General features: G+C 76.1%; 15 protein-coding genes. 7 read left to right on the plus strand and 8 right to left on the minus strand.

The window, feature by feature from the left end; genetic code table 11:
• Positions 1-5: 5 nt before the first annotated feature.
• The 5 genes from CYQ11_RS04355 to CYQ11_RS04375 all read right to left on the minus strand — a co-directional run bounded on the left by CYQ11_RS04355 (position 6) and on the right by CYQ11_RS04375 (position 9,316).
• Positions 6-4,706 carry a coiled-coil domain-containing protein gene (locus CYQ11_RS04355; RefSeq protein ID WP_240003126.1) on the minus strand — a complete coding sequence of 1,567 codons (4,701 nt, stop codon included), beginning with the start codon at positions 4,704-4,706 and terminating at the stop codon, positions 6-8.
• A gap of 31 nt (positions 4,707-4,737) precedes the next feature.
• The gene (locus tag CYQ11_RS04360) at positions 4,738-5,658 is read right to left on the minus strand and encodes a hypothetical protein (protein ID WP_240003127.1); all 921 of its coding nucleotides are present in this window, start codon (positions 5,656-5,658) and stop codon (positions 4,738-4,740) included.
• Positions 5,659-5,970: 312 nt separating this feature from the next.
• Positions 5,971-7,533 (minus strand): hypothetical protein, encoded by a 1,563-nt coding sequence (locus CYQ11_RS04365; RefSeq protein ID WP_099197544.1) that lies wholly within the window; start codon positions 7,531-7,533, stop codon positions 5,971-5,973.
• A 113-nt stretch (positions 7,534-7,646) separates the two neighbouring features.
• Entirely contained in the window at positions 7,647-8,615 is a 969-nt protein-coding gene (locus CYQ11_RS04370) for a DUF979 domain-containing protein (protein ID WP_099197545.1), read from the minus strand.
• Positions 8,612-9,316 (minus strand): DUF969 domain-containing protein, encoded by a 705-nt coding sequence (locus tag CYQ11_RS04375; RefSeq protein WP_099197546.1) that lies wholly within the window; start codon positions 9,314-9,316, stop codon positions 8,612-8,614. Before CYQ11_RS04375 ends, CYQ11_RS04370 begins: the two co-directional genes overlap by 4 nt.
• Positions 9,317-9,493: 177 nt before the next feature.
• Between CYQ11_RS04375 and CYQ11_RS04380 the strand changes: the two genes are divergently transcribed.
• The 4 genes from CYQ11_RS04380 to CYQ11_RS04395 are packed head-to-tail and all read left to right on the plus strand — an operon-like array spanning position 9,494 to position 12,418.
• Complete coding sequence (locus tag CYQ11_RS04380) at positions 9,494-10,138, plus strand: GntR family transcriptional regulator (RefSeq protein WP_099197547.1); 645 nt, start codon at positions 9,494-9,496, stop codon at positions 10,136-10,138.
• Positions 10,135-10,923, plus strand: a complete 789-nt coding sequence (locus tag CYQ11_RS04385) for a LamB/YcsF family protein (protein ID WP_099197548.1) — start codon at positions 10,135-10,137, stop codon at positions 10,921-10,923. The genes CYQ11_RS04380 and CYQ11_RS04385 overlap by 4 nt, the downstream gene beginning before the upstream one ends.
• Positions 10,920-11,558 carry a 5-oxoprolinase subunit B family protein gene (locus tag CYQ11_RS04390; RefSeq protein ID WP_099197549.1) on the plus strand — a complete coding sequence of 213 codons (639 nt, stop codon included), beginning with the start codon at positions 10,920-10,922 and terminating at the stop codon, positions 11,556-11,558. Before CYQ11_RS04385 ends, CYQ11_RS04390 begins: the two co-directional genes overlap by 4 nt.
• Positions 11,549-12,418: a 5-oxoprolinase subunit C family protein gene (locus CYQ11_RS04395; protein WP_099197550.1), complete on the plus strand. Its 870-nt coding sequence runs from the start codon at positions 11,549-11,551 to the stop codon at positions 12,416-12,418. Before CYQ11_RS04390 ends, CYQ11_RS04395 begins: the two co-directional genes overlap by 10 nt.
• A 37-nt stretch (positions 12,419-12,455) precedes the next feature.
• On the opposite strand, the gene CYQ11_RS04400 is transcribed toward CYQ11_RS04395, so the two are convergent.
• Positions 12,456-13,634 (minus strand): glycosyltransferase family 4 protein, encoded by a 1,179-nt coding sequence (locus CYQ11_RS04400; RefSeq protein WP_099197551.1) that lies wholly within the window; start codon positions 13,632-13,634, stop codon positions 12,456-12,458.
• Between the two features lie 102 nt (positions 13,635-13,736).
• On the minus strand, positions 13,737-13,910 hold the full coding sequence (locus CYQ11_RS29380; RefSeq protein ID WP_181143576.1) for a hypothetical protein: 174 nt from the start codon (positions 13,908-13,910) through the stop codon (positions 13,737-13,739).
• Positions 13,911-14,088: 178 nt separating this feature from the next.
• Between CYQ11_RS29380 and CYQ11_RS04405 the strand changes: the two genes are divergently transcribed.
• Entirely contained in the window at positions 14,089-14,523 is a 435-nt protein-coding gene (locus tag CYQ11_RS04405) for an SPW repeat protein (protein WP_099197726.1), read from the plus strand.
• Between the two features lie 91 nt (positions 14,524-14,614).
• On the opposite strand, the gene CYQ11_RS29385 is transcribed toward CYQ11_RS04405, so the two are convergent.
• A complete protein-coding gene (locus tag CYQ11_RS29385) occupies positions 14,615-14,890 on the minus strand; it encodes a hypothetical protein (RefSeq protein ID WP_181143577.1) in 276 nt (91 codons plus the stop codon).
• Between the two features lie 166 nt (positions 14,891-15,056).
• Here CYQ11_RS29385 and CYQ11_RS30175 point away from each other — a divergent pair, with 166 nt between their 5' ends.
• Both CYQ11_RS30175 and CYQ11_RS04415 read left to right on the plus strand, forming a co-directional pair.
• A complete protein-coding gene (locus CYQ11_RS30175; protein WP_240003128.1) occupies positions 15,057-15,686 on the plus strand; it encodes a thiamine pyrophosphate-binding protein in 630 nt (209 codons plus the stop codon).
• Positions 15,683-16,669 (plus strand): thiamine pyrophosphate-dependent enzyme, encoded by a 987-nt coding sequence (locus CYQ11_RS04415; protein ID WP_240003145.1) that lies wholly within the window; start codon positions 15,683-15,685, stop codon positions 16,667-16,669. The genes CYQ11_RS30175 and CYQ11_RS04415 overlap by 4 nt, the downstream gene beginning before the upstream one ends.
• The last annotated feature ends 26 nt before the right edge of the window (positions 16,670-16,695 follow it).

A 16,695-nucleotide genomic window follows, 5' to 3' on the forward strand; every position in this document is an offset into this window, starting at 1 on the left:
GGCGGCTACCGCCCGGCCGGCAGCGGCTCGTTCCGCGCGGCGTCCGCCTCCGTGCGCCGCTCGTCCTCCACGGGACGGCGGAACATCCGCGTGGCCGTGATCTCGCCGTGCACCTTCTCTGCCTTAGGGTCCTGCGGCTGCGGCAGACCGGGCCGCAAGTGCTCCTCGACGCTGATGTACTTCAGGCCCGCCCGCAGGTCGGCGTCGTTGCGCAACCGGATGACCAGCGGGAACTCGGCCAGTGCGGTGGTGTCGAACAGGCCGGTGGTGTAGAGCAGTTGCACGCCCAGGGCGTCGGCCACGGCCCGCTGGAGCTCCAGCAGGTACGTGGCGTTGGCGCGGCCGATGGGGTTGTCGAGGAACAGCGTGCCCGCGTGCCGCTGCTTGTCGCGGCCACGGTCGTTGCTGCGCAGCGCCGCCATGGTGCAGTACAGCGCGATGGCCGCGGTCAGCAGCTGGCCGCCGGAGAAGACGTCGCCCATCTGACCGACCGGCACCCGCTCGGCGCGCAGCACCGCGTCCGGCTTGAGGATCTCCACGGCCACGCCGCGCGGCAGCAGCGCCGCCCCCACGCCGCGCAGCAGCAGCGACATGCCGTCGCGGCGCAGGTCGGAGTTCTTCTTGACGGCGGACCGGGTGGCCTCGTCGATGACCTCGCCGAGCCGCTCGGTGAGCGTGCTCTGGTCCGGCTCGTCGAAGCGGATGCGCAGGAACTCCTGGCCGGACCACTCCCCCAGCCCCTCGGGCAGCCGGGACAGGCGCTGCGCCGAACGCAGGGTGGCCAGCGAGGACTCCACCAGGCCGCGCAGCCGGTCGACGATGCTGTCGCGGTTGCGCTCCAGCTGCTCCAGCTCGTCCGTCAGCACCCGCAGCCGGGGCGCGAACGCCTCGGCCCAGGCCGTCGCGTGCTCGGGCAGGGCCGCGGCGGGCAGTTCCCGGATCTGCTGGCGGGCCGGGGTGCGGACGTGTTCGTAGCGGGTGGAGTTGGCGTGCCGCACGAGGACGTCGCTCGCCTCACGGACCGCCGTCTCGGCGGCCGACAGCTCGGCCGCGCAGCCGCGCAGGGAGCGCCGGGCCTCGGCCGCGGCCTGGCGGGCCTCCTCCAGGGTCCCGGCGTACGGCTCGGGCTGCTCGGCGTCCTCCTCGGGGGAGTTGTCGCGCAGCAGGTCGCGCAGGAGTGCGGCGGTGTCGTCGAAGCCCGCCGCGGCGTCCTCGGCCGAGCGGTGGGCGCGCAGCAGGTCGCCGTGCCCGGTGCGGGCGCTCTCCAGGGCGTCGGTGCGGGCGGCCAGCTCGGCCGTGGCGGTGCGCAGCAGCTCCTTGGCCCGGTCGGCGTCCGCGGGCACCAGCTCGTCCGGGAGCTCGGTGTGGGCCTCCGCGTCGTCCGGGGCGAGGCGCTCGGCCTCGCCGCGCAGCCGGCCGAGCTGCTCGCTGGCCGTCGAGGCGCGGGTCTCCAGCATCTGGACGAGCGCCTCGGCGCGGGCCGCCGCGGCCTGCCGGGACGGGCCGTCGGCGCCGTCGGTGCCCTCCAGGAGCTGCGCCGCCCGGGTGCGCACCTTGTTGGTGAGGCGGTCGAGTTCGGCGCGGGCGGCGCTCTCGTCGCTCTCGGCGCGGGCCTGCTCGGCGCGCAGGTCGGCGCCGACGCCGACCTTCTCGTACACCTGCGAGGCGGCGCGGTAGGCCTCGCGCAGGGCGGGCAGGGAGGCGGTGGGCGGCTCGGTGCCCTCAAAGACGTCGTCGGGGGCGCCGGCGATCTCGGCGCGCTCGGCGCGCAGGGCGCGGGCCGTGCGGCGGGCGTCGTCGGCGGCGCGCTGGGCGGCGCGGCGGTCCTCGTCGGCGGCGCGGGCGCGGTCGACGTACGTCGCGGCCTGCTCCTCGGCCTCGGCGGCCTCCTCGGCGAGTTCGCGCAGGCGGGTCTGCCAGGTGGCGCGCTCCCGCAGCCGGTAGGCCAGGCCGGCGAGGGCGTCGGCGACCCGGCGGGCGCGCTGGGCGGTCTCCTGCCGCTCGTCGCGGACGCGGGCGGTCTCGGCCGCCGTCTCCTCGGCCTCGGCGCGGGCCGTGCGGGCCTCGGCGAGCGCCTCCTGGGCGGTGTCGGCGGCGGACCGGGTCCGCTCGGCCTCGGCGGCCAGCTCGGCGAGCCGGCCCCGGGGGCAGCCCGAGCGCCAGGAGGAGAGCCGGGCGGCCAGGGTGCGGTCGCCGGCCAGCCGGGCCGCCACGGCGCGGATCTCCTCGTCGCGGGCCATGGCGCGCTCGCGCAGGGCGTGGCGCTCCTCGTCGGCGGCGCGCTCGTCGTGCATCGCGGGGTTCGGCGGCACGAGGAAGACGTCGGGGGTGTCGGGGGCGTGGGTGCCCGACGCCGGGGCGAGCAGGGCGGCGGCCGTGCCGACGGCCACGGCGGAGCGCGGCAGCAGCGAGGCCGCGCCCAGTACCTCGCGGGCGCGGGCGTGGGAGTCGGCGTCGGTGATGACGACGCCGTCGACGAGCTCGGGGCGGGCGGCGAGCACGGCGGCGTGGTCGGCGGGGTCGACGGCCTGGGCGAGGTAGCGCCAGCCGGGCAGGGCGGGGATGCCGTGCTCGCCCAGGTACTCGACGGCGGCCAGCACGTCGGGGCTGGGCGGCAGCAGGCCGCCGTCGCCGAGCGCGCCCAGGATGCGGGAGTCGTCGGCGGCGGCGGTGCGCAGGTCGAACAGCTGCCGCTCGGCCGCGGCGACGTTCTCGTCGAGCAGTGCGCGCAGCGCGTCGGCGTTGCGGTCGAGCTCCTCGGCGGTGAGCGGGCCGCCGGTGGCCGGAAGGGCGGCGCCGGAGGCGTCGGCGCCGTCGTCACCGGGCGCGCGCTGGCCCGGCACCTGGCCGGCGGTCACCGGCTGGGGCAGACCCAGCAGTTCCACCAGGCGTTGGTCGGCGCCGATGGACTCGGCCGCGCGGCGCTCCGCGTCGTAGGCCGAGCCGGCGGCAGAGGCGGCGTCGGCGGCGCGGTGGGCGGCCAGCTCGGCACGGGACTCGGCGGCGGCGGCCTCCTTGGCTCGCTCGGCGGCCTGGCGGGCGGCGTCGCGGGCGGTCTCGTACGCGGCGACGGCGGGCTTCTCGGCGTCGCTGGCGGCGAGGGCGGCGCGGGCGGGGTCGGCGTCGGGGCCGGTGTCGTCGATCCAGCCGGCGCGGACGGCCTCGGCGGTCTCCTGCTCGACCTCCGCCAGGCGCTGGCGCAGGTGGCCCGTCTCGCTGCGGGCGCGCTGCGCCTCGGTGGCGGCGGCGGTGGCGTCGCGGTGGGCGGCCTCGCTCGTCTCCTGGAGGGCGGCGGAGCGCTCCTCCTGCTCGTTGGCGAGCTGCTCGCCCTTCTCGGCGGCGGCGTTGAGGGCGCGGACGAGCTCGACGGCGGCCTGGGCGCGGGCGGCCAGCGCCGGGGCGGCGTCGCGCTCGGCCTCGTGGATGGCGGCGGCCACGCGGGCGGAGCGGTCGGCGGCGGCGCGGTGGCGCAGCACGGTCTCGGCGGCCTGCCAGGCGGAGTGCAGGGTGCGGGCGTCGTTGAGCTCGCGGCGCTGGGCGGCGGCGGCCTTCTCGGCCGCGGCGAGGGCGAGGGAGGCGTGCCGGTAGGCGAGTTCGGCGGCCACCAGGGAGCTGCGGCCGCGGGCCGTCTCGGCGTCGGTGACGGCGTGGGCCGCGGCGGCGACCTGGCCGGCCAGCTCCTGGGCACGGCCGCGCTCCTCCGCGCCGCGCGCGGAGAGGCGGTGGGCCAGGAGGCGGGTGCGGCGCTCGGCACCGGCGTGCACCCCGCGCGCCTGCTCGCGGTGGACGGCCGCCTCGGCGATGCGGGAGAGCAGGTCGAGGGAGCCGGCGGTGAAGTCCCGCTCGGCGGTCAGCTCGGCCCGGCGGCCCAGCTTGTGGGCGAAGCCGTGGACGAGGTCGGCGAGGCCGTCGGTGTCACGGGTGTCGGTGACCGCGCGCAGCAGCAGGTCGGTGAAGTCGGAGTCGTTCTTGACGGCGAAGAGGCCGGCGGCCTCGCCCTCGTCGGCGTTCATCTCGCGCTGGTAGCGGAAGAGTTCGGGGTCCAGGCCCAGCTCGCCCAGGTGCTCGTTCCACCGCTCGTGGATCTCCTCCCACACCACGTCGAGGTGGGGGTAGGCCTTGCCGGCCTCGGTGAGGGCGTCGCGGAAGCCCTTCATGGTGCGGCGGCGGCCGCGCGCGCCGGAGGCGCCGTCGGCCCTGGGGCGCATGGCCGTGGACTCGGCGACGGGCAGCGAGTCGAGGCTGAGGCCCGGGCCGGGGCGGAAGGAGTACCAGGCCTCGGCGAACTTGCGGGGGTCGCCCGAGACCTGGCGGCCGCGCCACTCGCTGACCTTGCCGACGACGACGGACTCGCCGGTCAGGACGTGCTGCCACTCCAGGGCGACGTGCCCGCAGTCGTCGGCGAGGAGGAACTTGCGCAGCACGCCGGAGCTGGCGCCGCCCAGGGTGTTGCGGTGGCCCGGCAGCATGACCGAGAAGATCAGCTTGAGCAGGACGGACTTGCCGCCGCCGTTCTCCAGGAAGAGCACGCCGGCGGGCGCCGGCCGGCGGGGCGGGCCGACCGGCTCCTCCTCGAAGAACTCCGCCTGCGCGGGCGCGGGGCTGGGCACCGGCGCGCCCACCCCCCGGAGGTCCAGCACGGTGTCGGCGTAGCGCGCACCGGCGGGTCCGATGGAGTAGAGACGGACCCGGGACAGCTCGTACATGGCGGACTCTCGTGTAGCGCGGGGACGGTGGTCAGGCGGAGGGGCTGTGCTGGTTGTCGAAGAACGGCAGGCCGGCGTCGGCGACGAGGTCGAGGACGTCGGCGTCGTCCGGCGGCAGGAGGGTGGCGCTGCCGTCGCCGACCGGCACCACGCCCAGCTCCAGCAGCTCGGTCATGGCGGCGCCGCCCCCCATGTCACGGACCTGGAGCTGGTAGCGGGCCGTGGTGCGGAACGTGCCGCCGGAGTCGTCGCCGGTGCGCTGGAGGAAGCCGGAGTCGACCAGGAAGGCGACGGCCTTGGCGATGATGCCGGTGGTGGAGCCGGCGAGGCGGCGGGCGTCCTTGGTGGCGCCGGTCGCGCTGCGGCGGGCGTAGACGCGCCAGGCGGCCTCCAGGCCCGGGGCGCCGGTGGCGGGGTCGGTGTTCTCGCCCTGCTCCGCGGCCCTCTCCTCCAGGCGGCGGCACGCCTGGCGGACGAACGTGTCGACGCCGTTGACGGAGACGCGGCCGATGTAGCCGTCGTCGGCGAGGTCCTCGGGGCGGGGGAAGGCCATGGCGGCCACCGCGAGGTGGGCGAGGCCGTGGAGGAAGCGGTCGCCGGAGTCGACGGTGGCGCGGCGGGCGTAGTCGCCCATGCGGACGGCGAAGACGGAGTCCTCGGCGGCGGTGACGGCCATGCCGGCGCGGGTGGACACCTCCAGCACGACGAGGCCGAGGCCGGCGGCCACGGCGTCGGCCAGGCGCGCGAAGGCGGGGTCGTCGCGGTGGCGCTGCAGCAGCTCGGCGTACTCGGCGTCGCGGGCGGGCTGGAGCTTGGGCTGGAGCCCGAAGGCGATGAGCCGGGCGGCGTCCGCGGCGTCGGCGGGGGTCACGGTGCCGCTCGCCGCGCGGATCTCGCCGGTCTCGCCGGTGCCGGGCTCGTCGGCCGGGGCCTCGGCGTCGTACTCAGTCACGGTTGGTGCTCCTGCTGGAAGTCCATGGGGTGTGGTCGGTTCGGCACCGCCGGGCACGCGGCCGGGGGCAGAGCGCCGTGGCGGCGGGGGTGGGCCCCCCATCGGGCCCCTTCCCGGAACCGGGGACCGGGCCCCGGCGTCCCCGGTGGGGTGGGGCGAGGGGCTTCGCCCCCGCCCGGGAGCGCCGTGGGTCCGGGGCGTCAGCCCCGGGAGACGGCGGGAGGGCGGGGCCGGGGCCCCCGGCCCACCGCGACGGCGGGCCGCCCCCACCGGGGAGCCCGGCGGCGCGGGACCGGCCGCGGGCGACGGCGCTCACGACGCCTCCGCGCGGTCCGCCGCCATACCGGCCGCGTCCAGGAGGGCGGTGCCCACGATCAGGTCCGCGCCACCGAACTCGACGTCGTCGAGCCGGGTGCCGTCGTCGACGGCGAAGAGCAGGGACCGCTCGCCCTGACGGTAGGCGGTGCCGACCGAGGGGCTCGCGGCGTGGACGGCCAGCAGGGCGACCAGGTAGGGAAGTTCGGGGTCGCGGAGGCGGGCCTCGGCCAGCAGGCCGGACAGCCGGCGGGGGGCGTCCGGGGGCAGGGTCAGCAGCTCCATGGCGCTCGCGAGCTGCTCCTCGCTGAAGCGGCTGTCGTCGGGCGTCTCGACCAGGTCCGGCTCGGGCATCTCCGCGCCGAGGTGCTCCCGCTCGGCCGGCGGCGTCAGGAGCATCTCGACGAGGTCGCCGACGCGCACCGAGGCCGGGGTGCGCAGCCCCGTGCCGCGGGCGAAGAAGGCGTCCGTGACCCGGCCGGCCTGCTCGACGGGGAGCGGCAGCACGGGGGCCAGCAGCTGGCCGTAGAGGTCGAGGCCGGAGCGGGCGGCCGGGGCCGAGAAGGCCTGGCGGTCCTGCTCGGCGCGGAACAGCGGCCCGGCCTCCAGGAGCCGGGACTGCAGCTGGGTGTGGCGGCGGATGCAGTCCTTGACGATGTCGACCAGCTCGGCGGCGCGGCGCTTGTTCTCCGGGTCCTCCGCCTCGTCGCGCGCCTTGCGGATGTTGGTGAGGATCGCGTTCTCGTGGCGGTAGCGGTCGGCGACGTGGTCGAGCGCCTCGGCGATCATGTCGGGGACGGTGCGCAGCCAGTCGACGGCGCGGACGTTGCGCCGGGTGGCGTCGAGGGTCTTGCGCAGGGTCTCCGCGTACTGCACGGTGCGGTAGCGGGCCTGCTCGGCGGCGAGCTGGGCGTCGGCGAGACGGCCGCGCCTGATGAGGACCTCGAGCTTGACCTCGGCGGCGATCTGGGCGCTGGTGACGTCCGTGTCGAGGGCGCCGACCAGGACGTTGACGGCCTCGTCGGTGGTGCGCAGGAAGACCGTGCCGCCAGGGCCGGGGACCTCCTCGACGAGCTTGAAGTCGTAGTCGCGGCGGACGTAGGCGCCGTCGGCGCCGAAGGTGCCGTAGACGGCGCGGAAGCCCCGGTCGACGCTGCCGACGTTGATGAGGTTCTCCAGGACCCACCGGGCGACGCGCTCGTGCTCGGCCTGGGGGCGTCCGGGGGCCTGGGCGGCGACGCGCGGCAGGAGCCTGGCCACTATCTGCTCGTGGTCGGCGCCGGTGTCGAAGTCCATGTTGAGCGTGACGAGGTCGATGGCGGCCAGCGCGACCTCGGCCATGGCGTAGACGCCGAACTCCCCCGCGAGGTTGGCCTTGCGCACGTCCAGGTCGTGCAGCGGCGCGGTGCAGGCGAGCGCGCGCAGGCGGCGGGCCAGGCCCTCGTCGGCGGCCGGGCCCGGGGCGACGGGGGTTCCCCCAGCTCGGGCGGAGCCGGGAGCTCCGGGGAGCGCGGGCCCGTTGAGCTGGGGCGGAACGGCCGCCGGGGCTGGAGAAGTCACGTCGCACAGACTAGGCGGTCGCAGTGACAACGGACGAAACGGCACGGGCTCGCCCCGTCCGGGGCGCACCAGTCTAGGACGTCACCCCGGGTGGGCGTGCGGGCACCCGAGCCTCAGAAGGCGAAAACGGACATGATGGCTATATTGCAACCGAGTAGGACGAACGCCGTCGGGAGTTGGGCCTTGATGGGCCCGTACTGGTCCGTCAGCTCCAGCAGGGCGGCGGGGACGATGTTGTAGTTGGCGGCCATGGGGGTCACGAGGGTGCCGCAGAAGCCGGCGAGCATGCCGACGGCGAGGACGGCGGGGGCGTCGCCGTGGGCCTGCTCCACGAGGACCGGCCAGCCGACGGCGGCCGTCATCACGGGGAAGGCGGCGAAGGCGTTGCCCATGACGGCGGTGAAGAGGAACATGCCGACGCAGTAGACGACGACCGCGAGGAGGACCGAGCCCTCCGGCAGCAGCACGGTGGTGCCGCGGCGGACCTGGTCGCCGACTCCGGCCAGGGCGAAGATCGCCCCGAGGGTGGCGAGCAGCTGGGGCAGCAGCATGACCGGGCCCACGGACTCCAGTGTCGACCTCCCGGCGTGCACGGGGATCGACAGGCGCCGTTCCCGCAGCATCACCATGCCGACGACGAGCGCGATCAGCGCACCGATGCCGAGCCCCAGGACGGTCTCGCTGCCCTTCTGCAGGAGCGGCTGGCCGCCGGCGGAGACCTTCTTGACGACGACCGCGCAGACGAGCGCGACGGCGGGGATGGTCAGGGCGGGCACGAAGAGCTTGTTGCCGTACCGCGCGGCGCTGGCGGCGCGTTCCTCCGCCGTGGTGGTCCGGGCCGCGCCGCGCCCGGTGAAGCCGAAGCCGGCGAGGCAGATCATGACCAGGACGGCGGCGCCCAGGGGTTCGGCCGGCGCGCTCTTGTCGGCCACCCCGGTGCTGTAGCAGAAGCCGAGGCCCAGCAGCGCCCAGAAGGCCGCCGTGCCCAGGCGCTTGGGGTTCGTGCGGTCGGCGAGCATCTGGGCGGCCATCACCAGGAAGACGCCGCCGACGAGCCAGAAGAACCACTCCGCTCTGATCATTTGGCCACCTCGTCAGCGGGTGCGGATCGCGGTGCGCCGGGGAGCGCGCGCTCCAGCGTGCGGTCCAGGCGCAGCAGCCGCCAGCCGTGAACGGCCAGGGCGCACAGGGCCGTCGGGATCGCCCACAGCGCGAGGTCGAGCGGTTCCAGGTGCGTGTGGTACGTCGTGTTGACGAAGCCGGTGATCAGCAGGATCGAGCCGACGGCGAGGAAGACGTCCTCCCCGAAGAAGAAGCCGACGTTGTCGGCGCTGGCGGCGTAGGAGCGCACCTTCTCGCGGGCCTTGTCGGTCAGCGCGTGGCGGCCCCGGGCCGCGCCCTCGGCCATGGGCGCCGCGAGCGGCCGTACGGTCTGGGCGTGGCCGAACACGCCGCCCAGGCCGAGGGCGGCCGTGATCTGGCGCAGCAGGAGGTAGAGGGCGAGGAAGCGGCCGGTGGTGAGGCCGCTGAAGCGGGTGATCAGGTTCCGGGCCTGTTCCTGGAGCCCGTGGCGCTCCAGGAGGCCGATGACGGGGAGGGTGATGGCGAAGACGGTCACCGCGCGGCTGCCGGCGAAACCCGTGCCGAAGGCCGCCAGGACCTCCCGCGGCGACAGGCCGCCCAGCAGGCCGGTGACGATGCCGGCCGCGCCGACGACCAGAAGGGGGTTGCGTCTCGTGGCGAAGCCGGCCACCACCACGAGGACGCCCAGGAGTACGAGCATGCGTCACGCCTTCCGCATTCTCGGACCTCACTCGACGAGGTGAGGCGACTGCGCAGGACGCTAAGATATTGTTCAACAATCCTCAATAGGCAATGCTGAACCCGTCGAAGGCTGAGACGTCCGGTCCTATTCGGTGCCGGCCGGTGCAGCCACCCCGTCGAGCCCGTGGGAGAGGCCATGGCCCGTTCCACCGCGCAACGCGTCGCCGCGGCGCTGCGCGACCGCATCGAGGGCGGGGACCTGCCGCCCGGCACCCAGCTGTCGGAGGAGGCCCTGGGCCGGGAGCTCGGGGTGTCCCGCAACACGCTGCGCGAGGCCTTCCGGCTGCTGGTCCACGAGGGTCTCGTGGTGCACCTGCTGAACCGCGGGGTGTTCGTCAGGGTCCTGGAGCCCGCCGACGTCACGGACATCTACCGCGTCCGCGCGGCCCTGGAGACCGCCGGCGTCCGGGCCGCCGCCACCGCCCCGGCCCCCCTGCGGGACGCCGTCACGGCGGCGGTGGAGGAGGCCGAACAGGCCGCGGGCGCCGACGACTGGCAGCGGGTGGGCACGGCCGACCTGCGCTTCCACCGCGCGCTCGCCGCCCTGGCCGGCAGCGCCCGCATCGACGCCGCGATGGAACGGCTCATGGCCGAACTGCGCCTGGCCTTCCACGAGATGCCCTCGCCCCGGCACTTCCACGAGCCGTTCGTCGGCCGCAACCGCGCCCTGGCCGGACTGCTCGCGAAGGGTGAGCACGCACGGGCCGAGGCGGAGCTGACCGCCTATCTGGACGACGCCCGCCGGCTCATCCTGGACACCATGCGGGAGGAGGAGCGATGACCCCGGCCGCCACAAACGCCCCGCCCGGGCCCGTCCTCGACCTCAACGCCGACCTCGGCGAGGGCTTCGGCCGCTGGCAGCTGACGGACGACGACGCCCTGCTGTCGGTCGTCACCAGCGCGAACGTCGCCTGCGGCTTCCACGCCGGCGACCCCTCGACGATGCGCCGGGTGTGCGAGCGCGCCGCCGAGCGGGGCGTGCGCATCGGCGCCCAGGTCTCCTACCGGGACCTCGCGGGCTTCGGGCGGCGTGCCATGGACGTGCCCCCGGAGGAGCTGGCCGACGAGATCACCTACCAGATCGGCGCGTTGCGCGTGTTCGCCCGGGCGGCCGGCTCGGACGTGACGTACGTGAAGCCGCACGGCGCCCTCTACAACCGCGCGGTCGGCGACGCCGAGCAGGCGGCCGCCGTGGTGGCGGGCGTGCTGCGTGCGGGCGGCGGCCTGCCCGTGCTGGGGCTGCCCGGTTCGCGCCTGCACGAGGCGGCCGCGAGCGCCGGACTGCCCGTGGTCGCCGAGGCGTTCGCGGACCGCGCCTACACCGCGCTCGGCACTCTGGTACCGCGCCGGCAGCCGGGGGCCGTCATCCCCGGGCCCGACGCCGTCGTCGCCCGCTCGGTCCGCATCGCCCGGGCCGCGAGGGTCACCGCGCTCACCGGCGAGGAGGTCGCCGTCCGTGCGCGTTCGCTGTGCGTGCACGGCGACACGCCCGGGGCAGCCCAGCTCGCCCGGCGGGTGCGGGAGGGCCTGGTGGCCGCCGGGGTGCGCGTCGAGGCGTTCACATGACGACGCCCGGCCCCGGGAGACCGCGCGCCCTGCCAGTGGGGCGGGACGCGCTGCTGCTGGAGGTCGGCGGCCCGGAGGAGGCCCAGGCCCTGCACGCCGAGCTGCTGCGCCGGCGGACGGCGGGCGACCTGCCGCCGGTGCGCGAGATCGTGCCCGCCGCCCGCACCGTCCTGCTGGACGGGGTGGCCGACCCGCGCGCCCTCGCCGCCGACCTCACACGCCGCGCGGTGCCGCCCCTGACCACCGAGGGCTCCGCGCCGGTCGTCCTGCCCGTCCACTACGACGGCCCCGACCTCGCGGAGGTCGCGGCCCTGTGGGGCGTGGCCGAGGACGCGGTCGCGCGGATCCACTCCGGCTGCGAGTTCCGGGTGGCCTTCTGCGGCTTCTCGCCGGGATTCGGCTATCTCACCGGCCTGCCCGAGCGGCTGCACGTGCCGCGCCGGGCCACCCCGCGCACCGCCGTGCCCGCCGGTTCGCTGGCCCTCGCGGGCCCGTACACAGGCGTCTACCCGAGCGCCTCGCCGGGCGGCTGGCAGCTCATCGGCCGTACGGACACGGTGCTGTGGGACCCGGACCGGGAGCCGGCCGCGCTGCTCTCGCCCGGTACCCGGGTGCGCTTCGAGGCGTGCCCGTGAACGCCCTCACCGTCGTCCGGGCCGGGGCGCTGACCACCGTGCAGGACCTCGGCCGGCCCGGGTACGCGCATCTGGGCGTCCCGCGCTCGGGGGCCCTCGACGAACCGGCGCACCGGCTCGCCAACCGCCTCGTCGGCAACGCCGCGCGCTGCGCCACGCTGGAGACCACCGTCAACGGCTGCGCCCTGCGCACCGGTGCGGCCGTCACGTTCGCCGTGACGGGCGCCCCCTGTCCGGTGCGCGTCGACGGGCGCCCGGGGGCGTGGGGCGCGCCGGTGCGGGCACCGGCGGGGGCGGTCGTCGAGGTGGGGCCGGCGAGCGCGGGGCTGCGCAGCTACCTCGCCTTCGCGGGCGGCGTCGCCGTGCCGCCCGTCCTGGGCAGCCGCTCCCGCGACCTGCTGTCGGGGCTCGGGCCCGAGCCGCTCGTGGACGGTGCCTCACTGCCGCTGGGGCCCGTGTGCGGCCCGCCGGGCGCGGCCGACGCCGTGCCCTGTGCCGCGCCGCCCACGGCCGAACTCGTCCTCCCGCTCGTCCCGGGTCCGCGCGACGACTGGTTCACGGGCGACGCGCTGCGGACGCTGGCGGGCGGCGGCTTCCGGGTGTCGCCGGCGAGCAACCGCGTCGGCCTGCGCACCGAGGGCCCGGCCCTGCGACGGGCCCGGGAGGGCGAACTGCCGAGCGAGGGCGTGGTCCTGGGAGCCGTGCAGGTGCCCCCGGACGGCCGGCCGGTGGTCTTCCTGGCCGACCACCCCACGACCGGCGGCTATCCCGTCGTGGGCGTGGTGCCCGCGCCGGCGCTGGCCGGGGCGGCCCAGGCGGTGCCCGGAGTGGCGGTGCGGTTCGTGCCGGTACGGGGATGAGGGGCACGGCCGGCGCCCGGCCTTCCGCGCCGCCTCCTCACAGCCGCTCGCCCTCGGTCGCCCGGCGGGCCGGGCAGCCCCGGGCGGCGCGTTCGTCCAGCACCTCGTCGTAGTGGCCGAGCAGCTGGTCGCCGACGACCGCCCAGGTGCGGCCGAGGACCGAGGCCCGTCCGGCGCTGCCGTAGGCGGCGCGCAGCCTGGGGGCCGACTCCAGCGTCTGCACCGCCTCCCGCAGGGCCTCGGCGTCGTGCGGGCGCACGAGCAGGCCCGTGCGGGCGTGCCGGACGAGGTCGAGGGCGCCGCCCGCGGCGGGTGCGATCACCGGGACCCCGCTGGCGTGCGCCTCCTGCACGGTGTGGCAGAAGGCCTCCTGGGTGCCGGGGTGGACGAAGACGTCGAGCGAGGCGAAGATCCGGGCGAGTTCGTCGCCGGTGCGGGTGCCCAGGAAGCGGGCGCCGGGCAGCGCGGCGCGCAGCCGGGCCGCCCGCGGGCCCCCGCCCACGACGAGGAGGCGGACACCCGGCAGCGCGCAGACCCGCGCCAGCAGCTCGACGTGCTTCTCGGGGGCGAGGCGGCCCACATATCCGACGATCAGCTCGCCGCCGGGCGCGAGGGCGCGGCGCAGCTCGGGGTCCCGGCGGGCGGGGTGGAAGCGCTCGGAGTCGACGCCGCGCGGCCAGAGCCACACCCGGGGCACCCCGTGCCCGGCCAGGTCGCGGGCGGCCGCGGCGGAGGGGGCGAGCGTACGGTCGGCGGCGCGGTGGACGGCCCGCAACCGGCGCCGGGCGAGCCCTTCGCCCACGCCCAGGTACGCACGGGCATGGCCGCCGAGGTCGGTCGGGTAGACGGCGACGGCGGGCAGACCGAGCCGCGTGGCGGCCGTCATGGCGCGGGCCCCGAGCACGAAGGGGCTCGCCAGGTGGACGACCTGCGCCCGGTGGGCGGTGAGCGCGTCGGTCAGACGCCGGCCGGGCAGGGCGACACGGACCTGCGGGCGGCCGGGCAGCGGCACCGACGGCACGCGCACGACGGGGCACGGCCCGTCCGCCCCGGGCTGCCGGGCACCGGTGTCCGGCTCGTCTCCGCGGGGGCCGGCCGGTGCGACGACCAGCGGCTCGTGGCCGCGCAGCACGAGGTGCCGGGCGGTCTGCCAGGCGCAGTGGGCGACGCCGTTGACGTCGGGTGGAAACGATTCGGTGACGATGACGACACGCATAGGGCTGTTGTCGGCCGTCCGCGCGTGGCCCGGGCCACGTGGATCTTTCCGGCCGGGGAACGTCCCGTGAGCGTCAGCCCACGCCCTCCGTCGGCGCCGTTGTCAGTCGACGCCCCGGATGATGTGCGACTCGGGGTCGTCCTCGTCGACGGCGGCGCACCCGCCCAGGTGGTCTCCGCCGGCCGGGTGGCGGGCGGTGTTCGGCGAGCCGTCCGACGTGTCGGCCGACCCCTGGAGGGACTCCTGCGCCCCTCGCGGATCCTCTGATTCGTCCATGGCGTTCCTCCTCCCCCTCGCGCTGATGTTCCTGAGGGGAAAGCCTTCCCGGCTCGCTCGCGCAATATGCCGCATCTCCGAACCAGGCGTCACTTTCCATCGGCATTCGGGTGAATCCACACCCAATTGAGTTAAAATGCAAGCAGGTCCGAACTGACACGGAAAGAAGGTGGCTGACGTGACCGCCCCTACGTCGCCCCGGATCGACCAGCACCCGGACATCTTGGCGCTTCGTGCGCACTCCGAGGAGACGACGGCGACTCCCGCCGCCCAGGGCCTTGAGGCACTCGCAGTCCTTTGCGGCGTGTACTTGGCCGCCTCACCATGGATTGTGGGCTTCAACGGGTTCTCCACCCTGACCGCCAACAACCTGATCACCGGTATCGCCTTCGCTTGCCTGGTCGGCGGCTTCGGCTCGGCATATGAGCGCACCCACGCCATGAGCTGGGCGGCGCTGTGCCTCGCCGCGTGGACGATCATGGCTCCGTGGATCGTCTCGGGCCACGCCTTCATCACCGCCGCCAACGTCAGCAACGTGGTCGTCGGCATCGTCTCGTGCGTGGTCGCCCTCGCCCTGGCAGGGCTGGGCTTCGGACGCCGAGCACGACGGTGACCCGCCCACCCGTCCGCTGAGGGCGTCCCCGCCCCCCGGAACCCCGTCCGGCACGCCCCGCCGCCCGCGCGGCGGGGCGTGCCGCGTACGGCTACTCGCCCTGGGCCACCCCGCCTTGGCCGGCCGCGGAGGCCGGGGCGCGGTCCGCGCCCGGCGGCCGGTGGGCGGCGCCGGCCGGGGAAGCGGCACCGCTGCCCGCCGTGGTGAGCCGGCCGTCCACGGCGGGGTGCCCCTCCCCGTCGGTCGCGGCGGCCTCTCCCGAGACGGCCCAGCCGTCCTGACCGACGAGCGCCCGTCGCGCCCGTTTGCGCAGCTCCGAGTCCATCTCCCGGCGAATACGTCGGATGATCTTATCCATGTCAGGCATGCGGGCGACGGTAGAACCCGTCGCTCCGCAACGCGGCGCGGGCCAGCGGGTATTCACCCGCCCGGATGAATACTCAGGTGATCTTCCAGGGCTCGTGCTTCGCCGGACGGGAAGTGGCAATGCTCCCCTCCCCCGATCGGCCCACACGACCCGAGAGGTGCCAGGCATGACGACCGTACGCGCAGCCACGCGTGAGCTGTTGCGGTCCCGTGGAGCGACGACGGTGTTCGGCAACCCCGGATCCACCGAACTCCCCTTCCTCCAGGACTTCCCCGAGGACTTCCGCTACGTGCTGGGCCTCCAGGAGGCCGTCGTCGTCGGGATGGCCGACGGGTACGCCCAGGCCACCGGCACCACGGCACTGGTCAACCTGCACACCGCCCCCGGCGTGGGCAACGCCATGGGCGCCATCGTGACCGCCGCCGCCAACCACACCCCGATGGTGGTGACGGCGGGCCAGCAGGTGCGCGCCATGATGACCATGGAGGCGCTGCTGACGAACGTCGACGCCACCGTCCTGCCCCGTCCCGCCGTGAAGTGGGCCTACGAACCGCCCCGCCCGCAGGACGTGCCCGCCGCGCTCGCCCGGGCCTTCCACATCGCCGAGAGCGCCCCCGCGGCCCGGTGTTCCTCTCGCTTCCCATGGACGACTTCGACGCGGAGATGGACGGGGCCGCCGCCCTGGCCGCGCGGCAGGCGGCGCGGCGCCGGGTCGGCGACGTCACGGCGGCGGACGGGAGGGCCGTCGAGGAACTGGCCCGGCGGCTCGCGCGGGCCGCCTCCCCCGTGCTGGTGACGGGTGGTTCGGTGGACGCGGAGGGCGCGTGGGACGCGGCCGTGGCGCTGGCCGAGCGACGGGGGCTGCCCGTCTGGGCGTCCCCGGTGGAGGGCCGGGTCGGCTTCCCCGAGAACCACCCCCTCTACCGGGGTGTGCTGCCCCCGGCGATCGGGCCGCTGTCCCAGGCTCTGGCGGGCCACGACCTCGTGCTGGTCGTCGGTGCGCCCGTCTTCCGCTACTACCCCTACGTGCCGGGCCCGTTGCTGCCCGAGGGCGCCGAGCTGGTGCTGCTCACCAGCGATCCCGGCGAGGCGGCGCGTGCCCCCGTCGGCGACGCGCTGGTCGCGGGGCTGCGGCCCACCCTCGAACTGCTCACCGAGCTGGTGGAGAAGACGGCGTGGACACCCGACGGGCGGCGGCCAGAGCCCGCGCCGGCGCCCGCTGAGGACGGGAGCGAGCCGATGTCGGCGGCCACGGCCCTGGCCGCCGTCGCGAGCGCGGCACCGGCGGACACGGTGTGGGTGAACGAGTCGCCCTCCAACCTCCAGGTCTTCCGCGACCACGTGCGCGTCGACCGGCCCGGCTCCTTCCTGATGACCACCGGCGGCGGCCTGGGCTTCGGGCTCGCGGCGGCCGTGGGGGCCCGGCTCGGGCGGCCGGAACGGCCGGTCGTGGCGGTCGTGGGCGACGGCTCCGCGCAGTACGCGATCAGCGCCCTGTGGACGGCGGCCGCCTACCACGTACCGGTGACGTTCGTCGTCCCCGCCAACCGGGAGTACGCGATCCTCAAGTGGTTCGGCCGCTTCGAGAACACCCCCGGCGTGCCGGGCCTGGACCTGCCCGGCCTCGACCTGTGCGCGCTGGCCCAGGGCTACGGCGTGCCGGCACACCGCGCCACGGGCCCGGCGCACCTCGCCGAGCTGGTCCGTGCCGCCACCGCCGGCTCCGACGGGCCCGTCCTCATCGAGGCACCGGTCACGACCGTGCCGCCCACGCTCTGACCGCTCCTCCGCACGGCCCCGCTTCC

This window comes from Streptomyces cinnamoneus (assembly GCF_002939475.1).
In the GTDB taxonomy this organism is placed as follows: Bacteria; Actinomycetota; Actinomycetes; order Streptomycetales; family Streptomycetaceae; genus Streptomyces; species Streptomyces cinnamoneus_A.